At 42.2% G+C, this 14,816-nt stretch carries 12 protein-coding genes; 3 read left to right on the top strand and 9 right to left on the bottom strand.

Going from position 1 to position 14,816, the window contains the following annotated elements:
- Positions 1–86: 86 nt before the first annotated feature.
- Positions 87–965: a twin-arginine translocase subunit TatC gene (gene tatC, locus AC1XUD_RS23080; RefSeq protein ID WP_483363394.1), complete on the top strand. Its 879-nt coding sequence runs from the start codon at positions 87–89 to the stop codon at positions 963–965.
- A 3-nt stretch (positions 966–968) separates the two neighbouring features.
- Here tatC and AC1XUD_RS23075 read toward each other — a convergent pair whose 3' ends face one another.
- From AC1XUD_RS23075 to AC1XUD_RS23055, 5 genes are all read right to left on the bottom strand, one after another.
- Positions 969–2,057 (bottom strand): aminotransferase class I/II-fold pyridoxal phosphate-dependent enzyme, encoded by a 1,089-nt coding sequence (locus tag AC1XUD_RS23075; RefSeq protein ID WP_483363393.1) that lies wholly within the window; start codon positions 2,055–2,057, stop codon positions 969–971.
- Positions 2,058–2,078: 21 nt separating this feature from the next.
- Positions 2,079–3,095 (bottom strand): dipeptide epimerase, encoded by a 1,017-nt coding sequence (locus AC1XUD_RS23070; RefSeq protein WP_483363392.1) that lies wholly within the window; start codon positions 3,093–3,095, stop codon positions 2,079–2,081.
- Between the two features lie 95 nt (positions 3,096–3,190).
- Entirely contained in the window at positions 3,191–4,066 is an 876-nt protein-coding gene (locus AC1XUD_RS23065; protein WP_483363391.1) for an NAD kinase, read from the bottom strand.
- 97 nt (positions 4,067–4,163) lie between these two features.
- A complete protein-coding gene (locus AC1XUD_RS23060) occupies positions 4,164–4,835 on the bottom strand; it encodes a CBS domain-containing protein (RefSeq protein WP_483363390.1) in 672 nt (223 codons plus the stop codon).
- 109 nt (positions 4,836–4,944) lie between these two features.
- On the bottom strand, positions 4,945–5,718 hold the full coding sequence (locus AC1XUD_RS23055) for an alpha/beta fold hydrolase (RefSeq protein ID WP_483363389.1): 774 nt from the start codon (positions 5,716–5,718) through the stop codon (positions 4,945–4,947).
- Between the two features lie 397 nt (positions 5,719–6,115).
- Here AC1XUD_RS23055 and AC1XUD_RS23050 point away from each other — a divergent pair, with 397 nt between their 5' ends.
- Together AC1XUD_RS23050 and AC1XUD_RS23045 are read left to right on the top strand one after the other, a co-directional pair.
- Positions 6,116–6,901 (top strand): L-fucose dehydrogenase, encoded by a 786-nt coding sequence (locus tag AC1XUD_RS23050; protein ID WP_483363388.1) that lies wholly within the window; start codon positions 6,116–6,118, stop codon positions 6,899–6,901.
- Between the two features lie 6 nt (positions 6,902–6,907).
- Positions 6,908–7,801 (top strand): alpha/beta hydrolase, encoded by an 894-nt coding sequence (locus tag AC1XUD_RS23045; RefSeq protein WP_483363387.1) that lies wholly within the window; start codon positions 6,908–6,910, stop codon positions 7,799–7,801.
- Here the strand turns inward: AC1XUD_RS23045 and AC1XUD_RS23040 are convergent.
- The 4 genes from AC1XUD_RS23040 to nuoL all read right to left on the bottom strand — a co-directional run bounded on the left by AC1XUD_RS23040 (position 7,778) and on the right by nuoL (position 14,794).
- Positions 7,778–9,751 carry a polysaccharide biosynthesis protein gene (locus AC1XUD_RS23040; protein ID WP_483363386.1) on the bottom strand — a complete coding sequence of 658 codons (1,974 nt, stop codon included), beginning with the start codon at positions 9,749–9,751 and terminating at the stop codon, positions 7,778–7,780. The genes AC1XUD_RS23045 and AC1XUD_RS23040 overlap by 24 nt on opposite strands.
- A gap of 174 nt (positions 9,752–9,925) precedes the next feature.
- On the bottom strand, positions 9,926–11,323 hold the full coding sequence (locus tag AC1XUD_RS23035; RefSeq protein WP_483363385.1) for an NADH-quinone oxidoreductase subunit N: 1,398 nt from the start codon (positions 11,321–11,323) through the stop codon (positions 9,926–9,928).
- Positions 11,324–11,385: 62 nt separating this feature from the next.
- Positions 11,386–12,831, bottom strand: coding sequence for a complex I subunit 4 family protein (locus tag AC1XUD_RS23030; RefSeq protein ID WP_483363384.1), 1,446 nt, complete (start codon positions 12,829–12,831; stop codon positions 11,386–11,388).
- A 46-nt stretch (positions 12,832–12,877) separates the two neighbouring features.
- Entirely contained in the window at positions 12,878–14,794 is a 1,917-nt protein-coding gene (nuoL, locus tag AC1XUD_RS23025) for an NADH-quinone oxidoreductase subunit L (protein WP_483363383.1), read from the bottom strand.
- Between the last annotated feature and the right edge of the window lie 22 nt (positions 14,795–14,816).

The raw sequence follows: 14,816 nt of genomic DNA, 5'->3' as shown, positions 1-14,816 counted from the left end.
TTTTTTAAGTAATTTCGGCTTTTTACCTAAGTAAATGATCCGGCTGATAGTTTTAGACGTTATATGGATCACTATCATTAATCAGTATGCCCTTAGACCAGGATTTTAATAAAGAAGAAGAGGAAGGAAATGAGATGTCGTTTATCGGGCATCTGGAAGAGCTCAGATGGCACGTAATAAGAGCGGGCGCTTCCATCATCATTTTTGCCATTATTGCCTTCGTTTATATCAGAGAGATATACCAATATGTAATCATTGCTCCCGCTAAATCTGACTTCTGGACTTACCGAATGTTGTGTAAACTTTCGGTAATTGTGGGTTATGATGACCTCTGCGTGAAGGAACTCAACTTTACGTTACAGGCACTGGGATTAGGAGACAATTTTACGATGAGTATGACCTCGTCTTTGATAGCGGGTTTGGTATTTGCTTTTCCTTATGCATTTTGGGAAGTATGGAGTTTTATCAAACCTGGCCTTAAAGCTTCTGAAAGAAGATCGGCGAGAGGTGCCGTTTTCTATGTTACCTTCCTGTTTCTATCGGGGATATTATTCGGATATTATGTGGTTACGCCTTTGGCCATCAACTTCCTGGCTAATTTTCAGTTGGATCCGTCGATTATCAATCAATTTAGTATTACGTCATATATATCGCTTGTGTCTACCCTGACATTGGCTTGTGGAGTAGCATTCCAGCTTCCGATTGTGGTGTTTGTTTTGGCGAAAGTCGGTGTGTTGACACCTGCTTTTATGAGAGAATATCGCAAGCATGCCATGATCGTGATTCTGATCGTCGCAGCTGTCATCACTCCTTCACCGGACATATACAGCCAGATTATCGTTGCTATCCCACTATTCTTGCTTTATGAGTTAAGTATCTTCGTGGCTGGAAAAGTGGAAAGAGAGAAATTAAGAGAGGAGCAAAACTTAACTACAACTTCCAATTCAGACGAAACACCTGACTGATAGTTATTGAAAACGCATACAGACCTCGGCTAATTTGTCGAGGTCTTTTTTTTGATGGATACTTGAAATTGCAATCCGGCTAACAGGTGCATCTGTGGGAAGCGGGTAAGAAAAGCAGGAAGCCAGAATACCATTTTCAAGAAGGAAGTCGAATAAAGTGGTATTTCTGCTGCATAAGACTGGATAGTTGGCGACAGAAGTGAACAGGGTCGACGAGTCAAATATCTGGTGGAAATACCTGATGTTTTCCTGAAGCAATTTCAATGATTTCAGATGCTCACCGGTTTCCAAAAGTCTTTTTAATGCATATATATAGGCAGGACTGGAAGGAGACGCGCCCGAGAACCAGGGAGAACTTCGTAATTGTTGATAAGTATCTTTCGACGAGAAAATAACGCCGGCGGGAATTCCCATGGCTTTATTCAGTGATGCAATAACGATCGTTTCAGCATTTTCAATTTGCCGGAGCATCCTATATGTTTCAAGACCGGAGGCACCCACAACGCCCAAGCCGTGAGAGTCGTCAACGATAAGCCATGTTCGAGCCTCACTTGGTAAATCTGCAAAAATAGAAAGATCGAATTTTTCAACCCATGGAGAGCCTATGGAATCTGAGCAGATAATATGTATCTGTTCAGGTGTTTTAGCGACACTTTGAATTGTCTTTTGAGCCCAATCCGTCCACGCTAACTGGGATTGAGCATACTGATCGCCCCATATGGCTGGATGGCATCCGGGAGCGTAATGATATTGAACGGGAAAACTTTCGCTTTTTGAATTTGAAACGATATTATGGAGCTCTTTATGAAGCAGTTGTCCAGCCCACAGGCCGGAAGAAACTGTTAGTGCGGCCTTAGCGCCTACGACTGATGCCAGTAAATTTTCAGCTTCTTCATATATGTCAAGTCGCAGACTGTTGTTTCGGGAGCTTCCAAAATGAGTGCCATGGATCTCAAAGCCCTCAAAGAGAAACTTTTTAAACGCCTCATTATGACCCATTCCCAAGTAATCTGTGCCACTAAACCATAAATATGTTTGGCCGTTGTCTATTGTGACTTCTCTGCCTGGAAGTTGGGAAGTATGATAGATCATGGTGTTGAGGCCATTTTGACATTACAATTGTTTCAGAAAAGCACCGGTTCCGTTTGCAGGAGCGTATATCACTTTCCCAAAGTCAAATGTAACGCCTGTTGCGGGGTCGTTGCTGATCAATAAGCTGCCGTCCATATCTACATAATCCAGCAGAGGAAGAATATGTGCGATAGCTGATATACCAACGCTTGTCTCTGTCATACAGCCCACCATAGTCTTCATACCCAAAGATTTAGCTTCCTGGATCATTCGCAATGCGGAGGTAAGTCCACCACATTTTGTCAACTTGATATTGACGCCATGAAACAAACCTTGACAATGCTTCACATCACTTTCAATGATACAACTTTCATCTGCAATGACGGGCAATACACTTTGGGCGAATACCTTTTTCATGCCTTCTATATCATCTGCAGGAAGTGGCTGCTCGATAAATTCAACGCCAAGTGCTTTTAGCTGAGGTGCGTATGATATCGTTTGGTCGGCACTCCAGGCACAATTGGCATCGACCCGGAATAGTGCTTCCGTATTTTTCCGAAGCTCTTTCACAATCTGGATGTCGTCTTTTGTTCCGAGTTTAATCTTATAGATGGGCCATGGAACTTCCTTCATCTTCGATACCATTTTTTCAACAGTATCAATACCAATCGTGAAATTGGTCAGCACATTTTTCTCGATCGATAGGCCGAAGTGTTCATATAATTTTTGACCTTTTTTCTTGGCAAAAAAGTCCTGAGCTGCTTCGTCTAAGGCGCATTGTGCAAAGGAATTGTCTTTGAGGTACGGATGGGCAATATTCCACAATTGTTCAGCAGATTCGAACTGGCCATTTTCTACAACGGTTTTTACCGTAGAAAGCGCCTCAATCATATTTTCAATTGTAATGCCGTAGTAGGGATTAGCGGTCGCTTCCCCAAAGCCGCTGATGTCACCATCTTTTAACTCCACCACCAGCGTTCTCTGAATATCCCGTGAATCGTGGGCAATGGTAAAAGTGTGTTTGAGTTTTAGATCGAACGGATGAAAGTGTAAGAGCATAAAATCGGGGTCAAACAGGTAATTCGGTCAGTTTTGGTCAGGTGGTGGTCATTTATTGCGTTGCTACTGTGTTCCTGATTTTGTGGCCAATAAAACTAGTTACGCATATCAAGCCCCCAAGACAACTTGCTCCTTAGCGTATTTAAAAAGCTATCGTCCAGCATTTTGATCAATCTGGCTTTGAAATTGGCTTTTTTCACGGTGAACTGTGTGTTTTCGTCCGCTATGCAGGATCTTGCATCAAGCGATACCAGGAAATTGCTGCTACGGCTCTTGACTTCTAGTCTAAGCACGGCGGTATCTTCCAACACCAATGGACGCACATTTAAATTATGCGGGCTAATTGGTGTCACAATAAAATTTTGAGAATGAGGTACTAACACTGGGCCGCCACAACTCAGAGAGTATCCCGTTGAGCCAGTCGGCGTAGAAATAATCAGTCCATCGGCCCAATATGAGTTTAAGAATTCCTCATTGAGATAGGTGTGAACCGTGATCATCGACGAAGTATCCGTTTTGGTGATCGTAAAATCATTCAGACCGAAATTCTGTGCACCAAACAAAACAGCATTTGATTCCACAGATACCAGGGAGCGCTCGTCTATTTTGAATTCGCCCCGTTCCAGGGCCGTAATCATGTCGGAAATCCGTTCAGGGGGAACCGTGGCAAGAAAGCCCAGTCTTCCCACATTGATACCTATCGCTGGAGTTTCGCGACTTCCAACGTGTGATATAGTTTCGAGCAAGGTACCATCACCGCCCATACTTACGATCAAACGAGCATCGAAAAGTTCTTCGGGTTTGTCGTAAACCAGATCTGAGAAATGGGTGATGCCAGATTTGTCGAGAAATGTTCGGAAAGCTGAAGACAATTGGACCTCAATTTGTCTTTTTTCAAGTTCCAAAAACATGTTTTCGATAAATGGGCGTGCAGAATCATTAAAATTCCGTCCGTGAATTGCAATTTTCATGAATGCGAACCTGAATGGGCGTGTTTCACTGGAAAGATACGGGCAAAAATTGTTTTAACCCAAAGAAGAATGGCTCAACGGTAGCGGTGGAATTGAATTAAGTGGCGAGGTATCTCAAAAGCATATCCAAACGTTCCTGATCGACGCTTTCGATAGGATCATTGGCATGCGCTTCTTCAATATTATATCCAAAACGTTCCAGCGTCGCGATAATGGGTGTGATATGGGTTCGGTTTAATTTCAGAGTAAGTTTATTACCCGTCATAGGCCTTACTCGGTCGCCCGAGGAATAGTAACTGCTTAATATTTTTGTGCCGTTAGACTCAATCAATCTGCTAATCTCTGAAAGAGAATAGTCTTTCTCTGCAACATTCAGGACGAGTATAGCGCCTTTCTCCTGCACACCCAGGTCGTTTACAAAGTATTCAACCAGGTCACTGACCAAAACAGTACCTGCAAATGTCCGGTCATCATGCAAAACGGGAATGATATAAAGTCCAAACTGATTAACCAATCTCAATAATTCATAGGTATGCTGATCTTCAGGAGCAAAGATGTCTTCGTGCTGAATAATAATACTGGAAATCAGGCTGGAGCCATCCGCCGTATCGAATAAGATATCCTCAGAAACAATTCCTTTATAACTGGCAGAATCGACAACAGCAAGCTGTCTCGTCCTGAATTCTTCCATCCAGTCCAATGCCATACTCACCGTATCGGTGGGTTTAAGGAATGGAATCATGGGGTTTATCAGTGATAATGCTTGCATACCAACATATGTGTTTGATCTAAACTATGAAAAAACTGGATATGTGTCAACTTTCGTATAAAAGAAAAGCAAATTCCATAAAAAAAGAGCCGCGAGGCTCTTTTAAATATCAGGCTACCGAAACAGAAGCATGTTTTTCTAAAAAGCTCTCAAGTATCCGGTTAAATTCTTCCGGATGTTCCATCATTGGCGCGTGACAACACTTGTCAATGAAGTGCAATTCTGAATCTGCAATCAAGCGGTTGAATTCATATCCTACGTGGGGAGGCGTGATCGTATCATTTAGTCCCCAAACCAACAGTGTCGGAACTTTGATCACATGTAAATCCTTCGCCAGATTGTGTCTTTGCGCTGATTTTGCGATGCCTACGATACTCATACACTTTGGTATGCTGGACGTAGTTTCAAAAACCTCGTCAATAAGTTCTTTGGTGGCTACTTCGGGGTCATAAAAAGTATATGCCACCCTTTCCTTAATATACTCGTAACTACCTCTTTTAGGAAATGAGCCTCCCATCGAATTTTCAAAAAGCCCGGAGCTGCCCGTTAAAACGAGTTTGACAACATTATCCTCGTTTTTCAGCGTATATAGCAAACCAACATGGCCTCCCAGTGAGTTACCGATCACAGTAAGGTTGGTAAGCTCCTTTAAAGCGACAAAATCTTCAAGATATTGTAACAGAGCCTCTAATCCGGCTTCTCGTGGTGGCAATTCGTATATCGGCAATACAGGAATAATAACTCTGTATTTCGATGAAAAATGTTCAATAATCCCATCCCAATTACTAAGGGCTCCGAAAAGTCCGTGGAGTAAAAGCAAAACTTCGCCTTTTCCTTCGTCGATAAATCTAAACCTGCCGTCGGCATGTACAGGATATTTCATTCTCGGTATTGGGTTTTATTTGTAAAGGAAAGCTTCTTTCTTGAAAAAAGTTCAATTATAGTTTAATATAATAGTTCGAAGAAAGACGTGTAACTTTCGGATAGTATACAAAACTAGTTAATTTTTTGCATTGAATGAAGGAAATACAGCATAAAGATTATTTTATTTTCTTGTAAATATTATATTAAATTAATGTTATTATGATGAATAACATAGAAAGATGCAATTTTTGAAGGCCATTTCCCGGAGGGTAGCAGAGATGATAATGTGCCCTGAATGGTAAATTTTGGACTGTTGTCGCTTAATATTGAAAGTATTATAATTGTTCCGCATAATTATTCCGTCTTTTTGATCTGGTCGAAAGCGGTTAGTTTCCATAAATCTATTTTAGCAGTATATGAATCTCGAATTAGAAGGTAAGATAATTGTTGTTACAGGCGGTGCCAAAGGTATTGGCTTGGGTATTGTTCAGGTGTTAGCCAATGAAGGTGCTGTTCCCGTGATTATCGGGAGAAATGAGGTTGATAACCTCGAAGCTGTTCAAAAGATTAAGAATGGAGGCAAAGACGCATATCAATTAGTGGCCGAGTTGTCGAAGCCAGAGGAGTGTGAAAAGGTTGTTTCCGAGATAATCAGCCAATTTGGAAGAATTGATGGGTTGGTAAATAATGCAGGAGTTAATGATGGTGTCGGTTTGGAAAAAGGAACCTATGAACGTTTCATGCAAAGTCTGCACAGTAATCTGGTGCACTATTATCTGATGGCTCATTATGCATTGCCGTTCTTGAAGGAATCAAAAGGTGCTATCGTAAATATCGGATCCAAAACGGCAGAAACCGGCCAGGGCGGAACGAGCGCATATGCGGCTGCAAACGGCGGTAGAAATGCATTGACAAGAGAATGGGCGGTCGAACTGCTACCATTTGGAATTCGTGTGAATTCTGTGATCGTGGCTGAGTGTTACACGCCATTATATGACAAATGGATCAAGACTTTACCTAAGCCCGAAGAAAAACTGGCGTCGATCGTAAGTAAGATACCTTTGGGAAATAGAATGACAACAGAGGAGGAGATAGCAAATATGACCGTATTCCTTCTTTCGGAAAGATCCAGCCATACAACGGGACAGCTTATTCATGTGGATGGCGGGTATGTTCATCTGGACAGAGCTATTACAGAATAGATTGCTATGAGAAATATACTGTTTGGGTTTTCGTTAATAGCCATTTCGTTTACGGGCATGGCGCAAAATGTAATGAAGTTATACCCAAACGGTATTTCTGGCCGCATTGGCATGACGAACGATGAGACCGAAAAAGATGGAGTCGTTAGAAAAGTGTCTGATCCCACGCTTACAATGTATAGTCCGCCGGCCGGAAAAGCGAATGGTACTTCGGTTATTGTTTGCCCGGGTGGGGGATATGGAGTGCTCGTTATAGATAGGGAAGGAGCCAGAGTGGCTGAGGAGTTTGCTAAAATCGGTGTGACGGCTTTCGTGCTAAAATATCGGTTGCCAGACTCCACAAAGTTTACCAATTTCCAATATGTGCCTCTTCAGGATGCGCAGCAAGCTATTAAGATGGTGCGGGAAGGAAGTAAAAATTGGGGGTTGGATCCTGCGAAAATTGGCATTATGGGTTTTTCTGCGGGCGGGCATCTGGCCGCAACAGCTGGTGCTCATTTTGACAAGGCTTTTGTTGAGAACAAATCCGGAACCAGTCTCAGGCCCGATTTTCTGATTTTGGTATATCCCGTTATCAGTTTTATGGACGATATCGGCCATGTAGGTTCCCGTAAGAATCTGTTGGGAAACAGGCAGGATACAGTTAAACAAAAGTTTTTCTCGAACGAATTTTTTGTAACAGCCAATACTCCTCCCACTTTTCTGACACATGCAAGCGACGATACTGTTGTGCCCGTCGCCCATAGTATTCGCTTCTATGAAGCCCTGCAAAGCAAAAAGGTAAATACCGAAATGCACCTGTATGCAACTGGAGAGCATGGGTATTTGAAGGTTCCTTCTTTCGATGAGTGGTTTGGCAGATGTAAATTTTGGTTATCAGGCACTAAATTTCTGCCTTAGCAGGTCTTCGTTTATTTTAGGTTTTAAATCCAGTGCCTCAAACCTTGAGTTGTTGCTGACAAACTCGGGCACGATCGATTTAAGAATCGAAACGATTGTATTCGGATTACCGGTTTGCAATGCAAATGCGAGCAATTCGAGTTTGTCATTCAATTCAACCGGAATCGAGTTCTGCATCAGTGCTATTTTGATCTTGGCATGATAAGTTGGCAGCGTTGTTTCAAGATCAGACAGTAATTCTTCATACAGCTTTTCTCCTGGCCTGAGTCCGGTATATTCAATCGCGATATCGGCATCTACGGTGAAGCCCGAAAGTTCTATCATTTTACGGGCTAAATCCTGAATACGGACTGGTTCGCCCATATCAAAAACAAAAATTTCACCCCCATTTCCCATAACACTCGCTTCCACAACGAGCTGGCATGCTTCCTTAATTGTCATGAAATAGCGAATGATATCCTTATGTGTCACAGTTACTGGCCCGCCCGCCTGAATCTGACTTGCAAATAAAGGAACAACCGAACCGTTAGATCCCAGCACATTTCCAAAGCGAGTCACAATATATTTTGTGTCTAAATCTGTGCGGTCATTCAATTGTTGTACGTATATCTCCGCCAATCTTTTAGTAGCTCCCATTACGTTTGTTGGGTTTACCGCCTTGTCAGTGGATACGAGAATAAATTTGTCGACACCGAATTTTGCACTCAGGTCGGCTACGTTTTTTGTTCCGAATACATTGTTTTTCACTGCCAGATAAGGAAATTTCTCCATCAATGGCACATGTTTGTAAGCGGCGGCATGGAAGACGATATCCGGTGTATAGTTTTCGAATATTTGATGGAGGTGATATGGGTCTGAGATATTACATGGGATCGCGCTCACCTGGACTGATCCATTAAGATTGGCGCCAAAATAATTTTCCAATCCATAGATTCCTGATTCATAGTGATCTAGTAAAATCAATTCTTTTGGTGCGAATTCCATTAGCTGCTTACTCAATTGGCTACCAATGGATCCGGATGCACCAGTGATCATGATCACTTTACCTTCTATTTGAGACTGGATCGACACGTTATGCATTTCAATAGGTTGGCGTTCCAGCAAATCTTCGATTTCTATGTTCCGTATCTGTTCGCTACTAAAATTTTCATCCAGCGGGTCAACGGACGAAGGGACTATTTTGGGGACAATTTTATACTGAAGCAGTTGGTTCGTGAGTTCCTTTTTTCTTTCCTGCGAAAGATTTCTGACCGCCAATATTACTTGAGGGACTTTTTGAGCAGATTCTATGTATTTTCTGATAGTAGTGGGCATATCAAGAATGAGAACGCCTTCGACCGAATTATGCAACATCGATGGATTGTCATCCGTGAAACAAACGATACTGTATTTCCCCGGCTGCTGCAAAAGTGCGTTCTTAGTGATAATCCCGAGCGATCCTGCGCCGAAAATGATAACGGGCTGAGCGGATGTTCCTTTTTTCACTTTCATGAAATCCAGATAAATCGATCTTATAAAAAGACGGTGGGCCGTGAGTAGGAACAGGCAGGTAAAGTAGTCAACTGTGAGAATGGAAGTGGGTATATAAAAGTTTTTGTTTTCGAGGTATGCCGACGCAACCTTGCTCGAAAGCACGATCACCAGAAAACTGAGTGTGACCGCATGAAAAATCAGTTTGATGTCCTCCATGCTGGTATGCCTGACAATTCCGCGAAAAGCCCTGAAATGATAAAAGAAAACCATTCGGACGATTAGCATGACCATCAGGTGATACATGTAAAGATGCCAGGGCACGATTTCAAAGTTGAAATCAAAGATCAGGAGGCAAGAAAAAAGATAGGAGAATGAAACAATGATCAGGTCGATCGTGAGAATCAGGTAGCGGGATACAAATCGATTCTGGTAGTTATTAAGAATTTTAGCAAATAGGGATTCAATACTTTTTACCATCAGTCCAACAATTTTTAGCTGGTGAAGAAAATTGTTCTACGCTATCATAACGAACTAGTGGAATGTCTTTCGACTGCTGAATAAGTTCTTGAATATATGCTAATTGTAGTGAAATAAAAACAAAAAGGACCGGATTTACCGGTCCTTTATTAAAAAAATGAATTTATGTTTCTTTTATATCAATCCTTCAAAAAGGCCGGGCGCTAGACCGAACAGGAAAATCAGAAAGGTAGCAACTACCAATACAACCTTAAAAAATGGGGCTATACGGATATTGATCAAATCCCCTTCTTTCAGATAGGAAGAGATAATGACACGGAAATAATAATATATACTAACTGTCGACATGACAACTGCGATAACTGTTATCCAGATAATTCCTCTTTCTGCAGCACTACCGAATATCATAAATTTCCCCCAGAAACCTGCGGTAAGAGGAATTCCAGCCAATGAAAGCATGGAAACCGTCATTACAAAAGCCAGGAAAGGATTTTGCTTGGCAAGTCCGTTGAAGGCATCAAAACTTTCATTTGGCTGTCCGTTTACCAGCTTTTGATTCGACACCAAAAGAAGTACCGCAAATGCACATATTGTAGCCAACGAATAGGCTATGGAATAAAATATAATGGCGTTTTCAGAAGGTTGTGAAAAAGCGGTAATTGCGATCAGCATATAACCTGCATGAGAAATACCGGAATATGCCATCATTCTCTTAAAGCTGTTTTGCCCGATAGCACCAATGTTTCCAACTAAAAGAGTTAATACGGATATCACTGCAACAGCCAGCCACCAGAAATTATATGCCCCACCAAAGGTGTTGTCAAGCAAACGGTATATTGCTGCAAAACCGGCTGTTTTTACGACAGTCGACATAAATGCAGTAAAGATCGTTGGCGCACCCTCGTATACATCTGGTGTCCAGAAGTGAAAAGGAGCTGCCGAAACTTTAAAGAGCATACCGATCAACAGAAGCATAAGACCAGCATATAGCAAATAGGAGGGAGCCGCCACATTACTTACCGATACAAATCCTTTAATATGATCAAGTTCAAATGAGCCGGTTGCACCATATATCAGAGTCATACCGAAAAGCATGAAACCCGTTGCAAAAGCTCCCATCAAAAAGTATTTAAGGGCAGCTTCGTTTGAACGCAGGTTTCTTTTGTTGCTTCCTGTCAGAACATACATAGCAACAGACAGTATTTCAACTCCAATAAATAGCATGATCAAATGCTGAAAACCGATCATCATGATGGCTCCAACCAAAGAGAAAAGCATCAAAGCATAATATTCCGCTGGTTCAGATTCTGTATTGTCCTGAAATCCCCCTGATATTGCAACGATCATAAAAGCAGACAAAAGGACAATTCCGTTGAAAGCCAATGTAGTATTGTCAACCCTGAACATATCGTAAAAGTAGAGCAGGGGACCTTGATTCCACTCTAAGAAATTTCCCGCTATTGCCAGAATCAGAAATAGCAATGTGGCAGGCAGCAAGACATTCTTAGACTTCGAAAACCCGAGAAAAAGGGTTACGATACCAAGAACTGACAATAGGATAATGGGATACATATTCTTTATTTATCGTTTTATCTTTTTAATTCAGCCGATCAGATCAATTTCTGACTGCTTTATTATTTTACCAGCGTTAACAGGTGGTTGATGGCTGGTTCGCTTATTTTCAAAAATGTATTCGGATATATACCAATCCAGAAAACCATGATTACCAGAGGTATCAGAACGGCCCTTTCGTTAAGGGTTAGATCGAAAAAGCCCTCAACCCATTTTGATTTGGGGCCGAACATCGCTTTTTGAAATAACCTTAACATATAAACCGAACCTAGGATGATGGTCAGACCGGCTATAGCTCCGAGCCATGCGTTATATTGGAATACACTTGAGAGAAGCAGGAACTCACCGACAAACCCGTTAGTAAGTGGAAGCGCAACACTTCCCAATAGCAAAATCATAAAATAGACACTCAAATGCGGGCTGGTCTGGCTGATACCGCCTAGTTGATCCAGATATCTGGTTTTGGTTCTTGCGTATATGATATCAATGATAAAGAACAAACCTACTACATTTATCCCGTGAGCAAGCATTTGGATCATCGCACCCTGAAGACCGTTTTCTGAATAAGAAAAAACGCCTGCTGCCATCAAACCAACGTGTGCAAAAGATGAATAAGCAATAAGCCGCTTCATGTCGCTTTGCTGAATGGCAATGATTGAGCCATATATAATTCCGATTACGGAAAGTATAACCGCCAGCATACCCCAAGCTGCAACACCATCCGGTACAATCGGAAGTAGTAATCTGATCAACCCATATACCCCCATTTTTAGCATAATACCAGAGAGCAACATCGTCGCAGGAGTTGGAGATTCAGTATATGTATCTGGCTGCCAGGTGTGGAAGGGAAACAATGGCATTTTAATGGCAAAGGCAATAAAGAATGCCCAGAATATAAAGCCCTGCGTTTGTGCAGGAAGTTGTAGCTGGTAAAAAGCTTGTATATCCGATGAATGTGCGCCCGGAGTCTGATAGTACAGATAAACCAAAGCAACAAACATGAAGAGGCTACCAAAAATGGTATAAATGAAGAATTTGATAGTCACCTTCAACCTGTTTTCCCCACCCCAGACAGCAGCGAGGAAGTAAACCGGAATAAGGGCCGCTTCGAAAAACAGATAGAAGAGAAATGCATCGGTCGCAGTGAAAACACCCACGAGCGCGCCCTCCATCAGAAGAATAAGGGAATAAAAAGCGGCACTGTTTTTATAAGAATGACCGAATGCCGAGAGGATAATGAGCGGAGTCAGGAACGTAGTAAGTAATACCAGCAACATACTGATACCATCTATACCACCGGCAAAATTGATACTGCCTGCAGAAAGCCAGTTATATCTAAATGCAAATTGGGTACCAGAAGAAGGATCAAATTGCATCCAAACCACGACTGCCAGTGCCAGTTCGGCCAATCCCCCTATGAGTGCAACAGATTTTGCAGCACGTTCTCCGATCAGAAAAGTGAGGAGTCCGGCAGCAATCGGTAAAAGAATGAGAAGTAAAGTAAGCATATATTGTGGTCAGCGTTCAGCAATTAGTAAACGATGTAAATTAAGGTCAGAGTAAAAGTTTCCAGAACAGTAATGCTGCAATACCAACCACCATCGCGAAGACATAGTCCCCAACTGACCCGGTTTGCGTTTTCTTTTGTAGTCCGTAAAGAACGTTGACCACCTTTACAGCACCGTTGACAAACAAGTCAATCACAAATTCTCCGAAACTGTAAAGTAGATTGGAGAGTGTCATGATCGGTTTTACAAATACAGCATTGTATAGTTCGTCGACGTAATATTTGTTATAAATCAATTTTTGAAGTCCTGATTTCTCAACAGTATCAGCTTCAGGAACAGCGGCTTTGCTGACATACATGACATATGCTGCAACAGCTGACGCAAGGGCCGCTCCAACAGATATAGCCATCAGGAGATATTCTTCGCTATGAGAAAGTGTTGTCGGTTCGAATGCAGCTGGATTTGCAAGTTTCGCAGTGTGATACAAAGGATCCATAAAGGTGCCGAGGATATTCGATCCATGAAGAACTTCCGGAACGCCAATAAATCCACCCAAAGCGGAAAGCACCGCTAAAACGATCAGAGGAATGGTCATCGATGCCGGCGACTCATGCAGGTGATGTTCTTGCTCATGCGTACCTCTGAAAGTTCCAAAAAACGTCAGAAACAAAAGACGGAACATATAGAAGGAGGTCATTACCGAACCTAGTACACCGATTACCCAAAGGGCTTTATTATGCTCGAATACATGGGCCAAAATTTCATCTTTGGAGAAGAAACCGGCAAATGGAGGAATACCTGAAATGGCAATCGTCGCGATTAAAAATGTCAGGAACGTAACAGGTAGTTTCTTTCTCAATCCACCCATATTACGAATATCCTGTTCGTCAGACATCGCATGGATAACGCTACCCGCACCGAGGAAAAGAAGTGCCTTGAAGAATGCGTGGGTAATAACATGGAACATTGAGGCCGAATAAGCCATAGCTCCAAGCCCCATAAACATATAACCTAACTGACTGACAGTTGAGTAAGCCAGAACTTTTTTGATATCGTTTTGTAAAAGACCAATCGAAGCCGCAAACAGCGCAGTAACTCCGCCAATTATACCTACGATTTCAAGAGTGGAAGGTGCAAGTGTGTAGAGCACGTTAGACCTGATCACCATATAGATACCTGCTGTTACCATCGTCGCTGCGTGAATCAAAGCAGAGACCGGTGTCGGACCAGCCATGGCGTCTGGAAGCCAGGTATATAGTGGAATTTGTGCAGATTTACCCATTGCCCCAATGAACAGGAACAGGGTGATTGTGATCATGACAGGATCGCCAACCGAGAAGCCAGTCGCTTGTTTGAAAACCTCGGTATATTCAACCGTCCCGAAGGTTGCGATAATTGTGAATATCCCTAACAAAAAGCCAAGGTCACCCACACGGTTCATAATGAACGCTTTACGTGCCGCGTTGTTATAATTGGTGTTTTTGTTCCAGAAACCGATCAATAGATAGGAGCATAAACCAACTCCTTCCCAGCCGATAAACATGATCACGTAATTGGCTCCCAAAACCAGCAGAAGCATGAAGAACAGAAACAGGTTCAGGTAAGCAAAGAATTTCCCAAAACCCGCATCATGATGCATATATCCTGCTGAATAGATATGAATCAACGATCCAACTCCAGTAATGATCATCAGCATTAGCAGAGAAAGCTGATCAACCTGAAATGAGAATGAGATATTCAGGGTGTCAACCGTTATCCAATCAAAAAGCTTGAAAATGACCGGCTGGCTTCCACTGGCCAGAAAGGCATTGAAAACAATGATAGAAAGAATGAAACTTCCGATAGCGGCAAGAGAGCCGATGACACCGGAAATTCCTTTTGGTAAATGGGGGAAACCGAGTCCATTGATCAAAAAACCAATCAATGGCAGTAAGGGAATCAGTATTAGTAATGATGCAGACATGTCTATCTATAATCTTTAATCT

The organism is Dyadobacter sp. HNCC25DJ184 (genome assembly GCF_056895215.1).
This window is presented reverse-complemented; position numbering and strand designations above follow the sequence as displayed.

Bases quoted from the DNA above. Each gene is read 5' to 3' on its own strand.
- AC1XUD_RS23040 (WP_483363386.1), bottom strand. From the start codon at position 9,751: ATGGTAAAAAGTATTGAATCCCTATTTGCTAAAATTCTTAATAACTAC.
- AC1XUD_RS23075 (WP_483363393.1), bottom strand. From the start codon at position 2,057: ATGATCTATCATACTTCCCAACTTCCAGGCAGAGAAGTCACAATAGAC.
- AC1XUD_RS23045 (WP_483363387.1), top strand. From the start codon at position 6,908: ATGAGAAATATACTGTTTGGGTTTTCGTTAATAGCCATTTCGTTTACG.
- AC1XUD_RS23070 (WP_483363392.1), bottom strand. From the start codon at position 3,095: ATGCTCTTACACTTTCATCCGTTCGATCTAAAACTCAAACACACTTTT.
- AC1XUD_RS23030 (WP_483363384.1), bottom strand. From the start codon at position 12,831: ATGCTTACTTTACTTCTCATTCTTTTACCGATTGCTGCCGGACTCCTC.
- AC1XUD_RS23065 (WP_483363391.1), bottom strand. From the start codon at position 4,066: ATGAAAATTGCAATTCACGGACGGAATTTTAATGATTCTGCACGCCCA.
- AC1XUD_RS23050 (WP_483363388.1), top strand. From the start codon at position 6,116: ATGAATCTCGAATTAGAAGGTAAGATAATTGTTGTTACAGGCGGTGCC.
- AC1XUD_RS23055 (WP_483363389.1), bottom strand. From the start codon at position 5,718: ATGAAATATCCTGTACATGCCGACGGCAGGTTTAGATTTATCGACGAA.
- AC1XUD_RS23035 (WP_483363385.1), bottom strand. From the start codon at position 11,323: ATGTATCCCATTATCCTATTGTCAGTTCTTGGTATCGTAACCCTTTTT.
- nuoL (WP_483363383.1), bottom strand. From the start codon at position 14,794: ATGTCTGCATCATTACTAATACTGATTCCCTTACTGCCATTGATTGGT.
- AC1XUD_RS23060 (WP_483363390.1), bottom strand. From the start codon at position 4,835: ATGCAAGCATTATCACTGATAAACCCCATGATTCCATTCCTTAAACCC.
- tatC (WP_483363394.1), top strand. From the start codon at position 87: ATGCCCTTAGACCAGGATTTTAATAAAGAAGAAGAGGAAGGAAATGAG.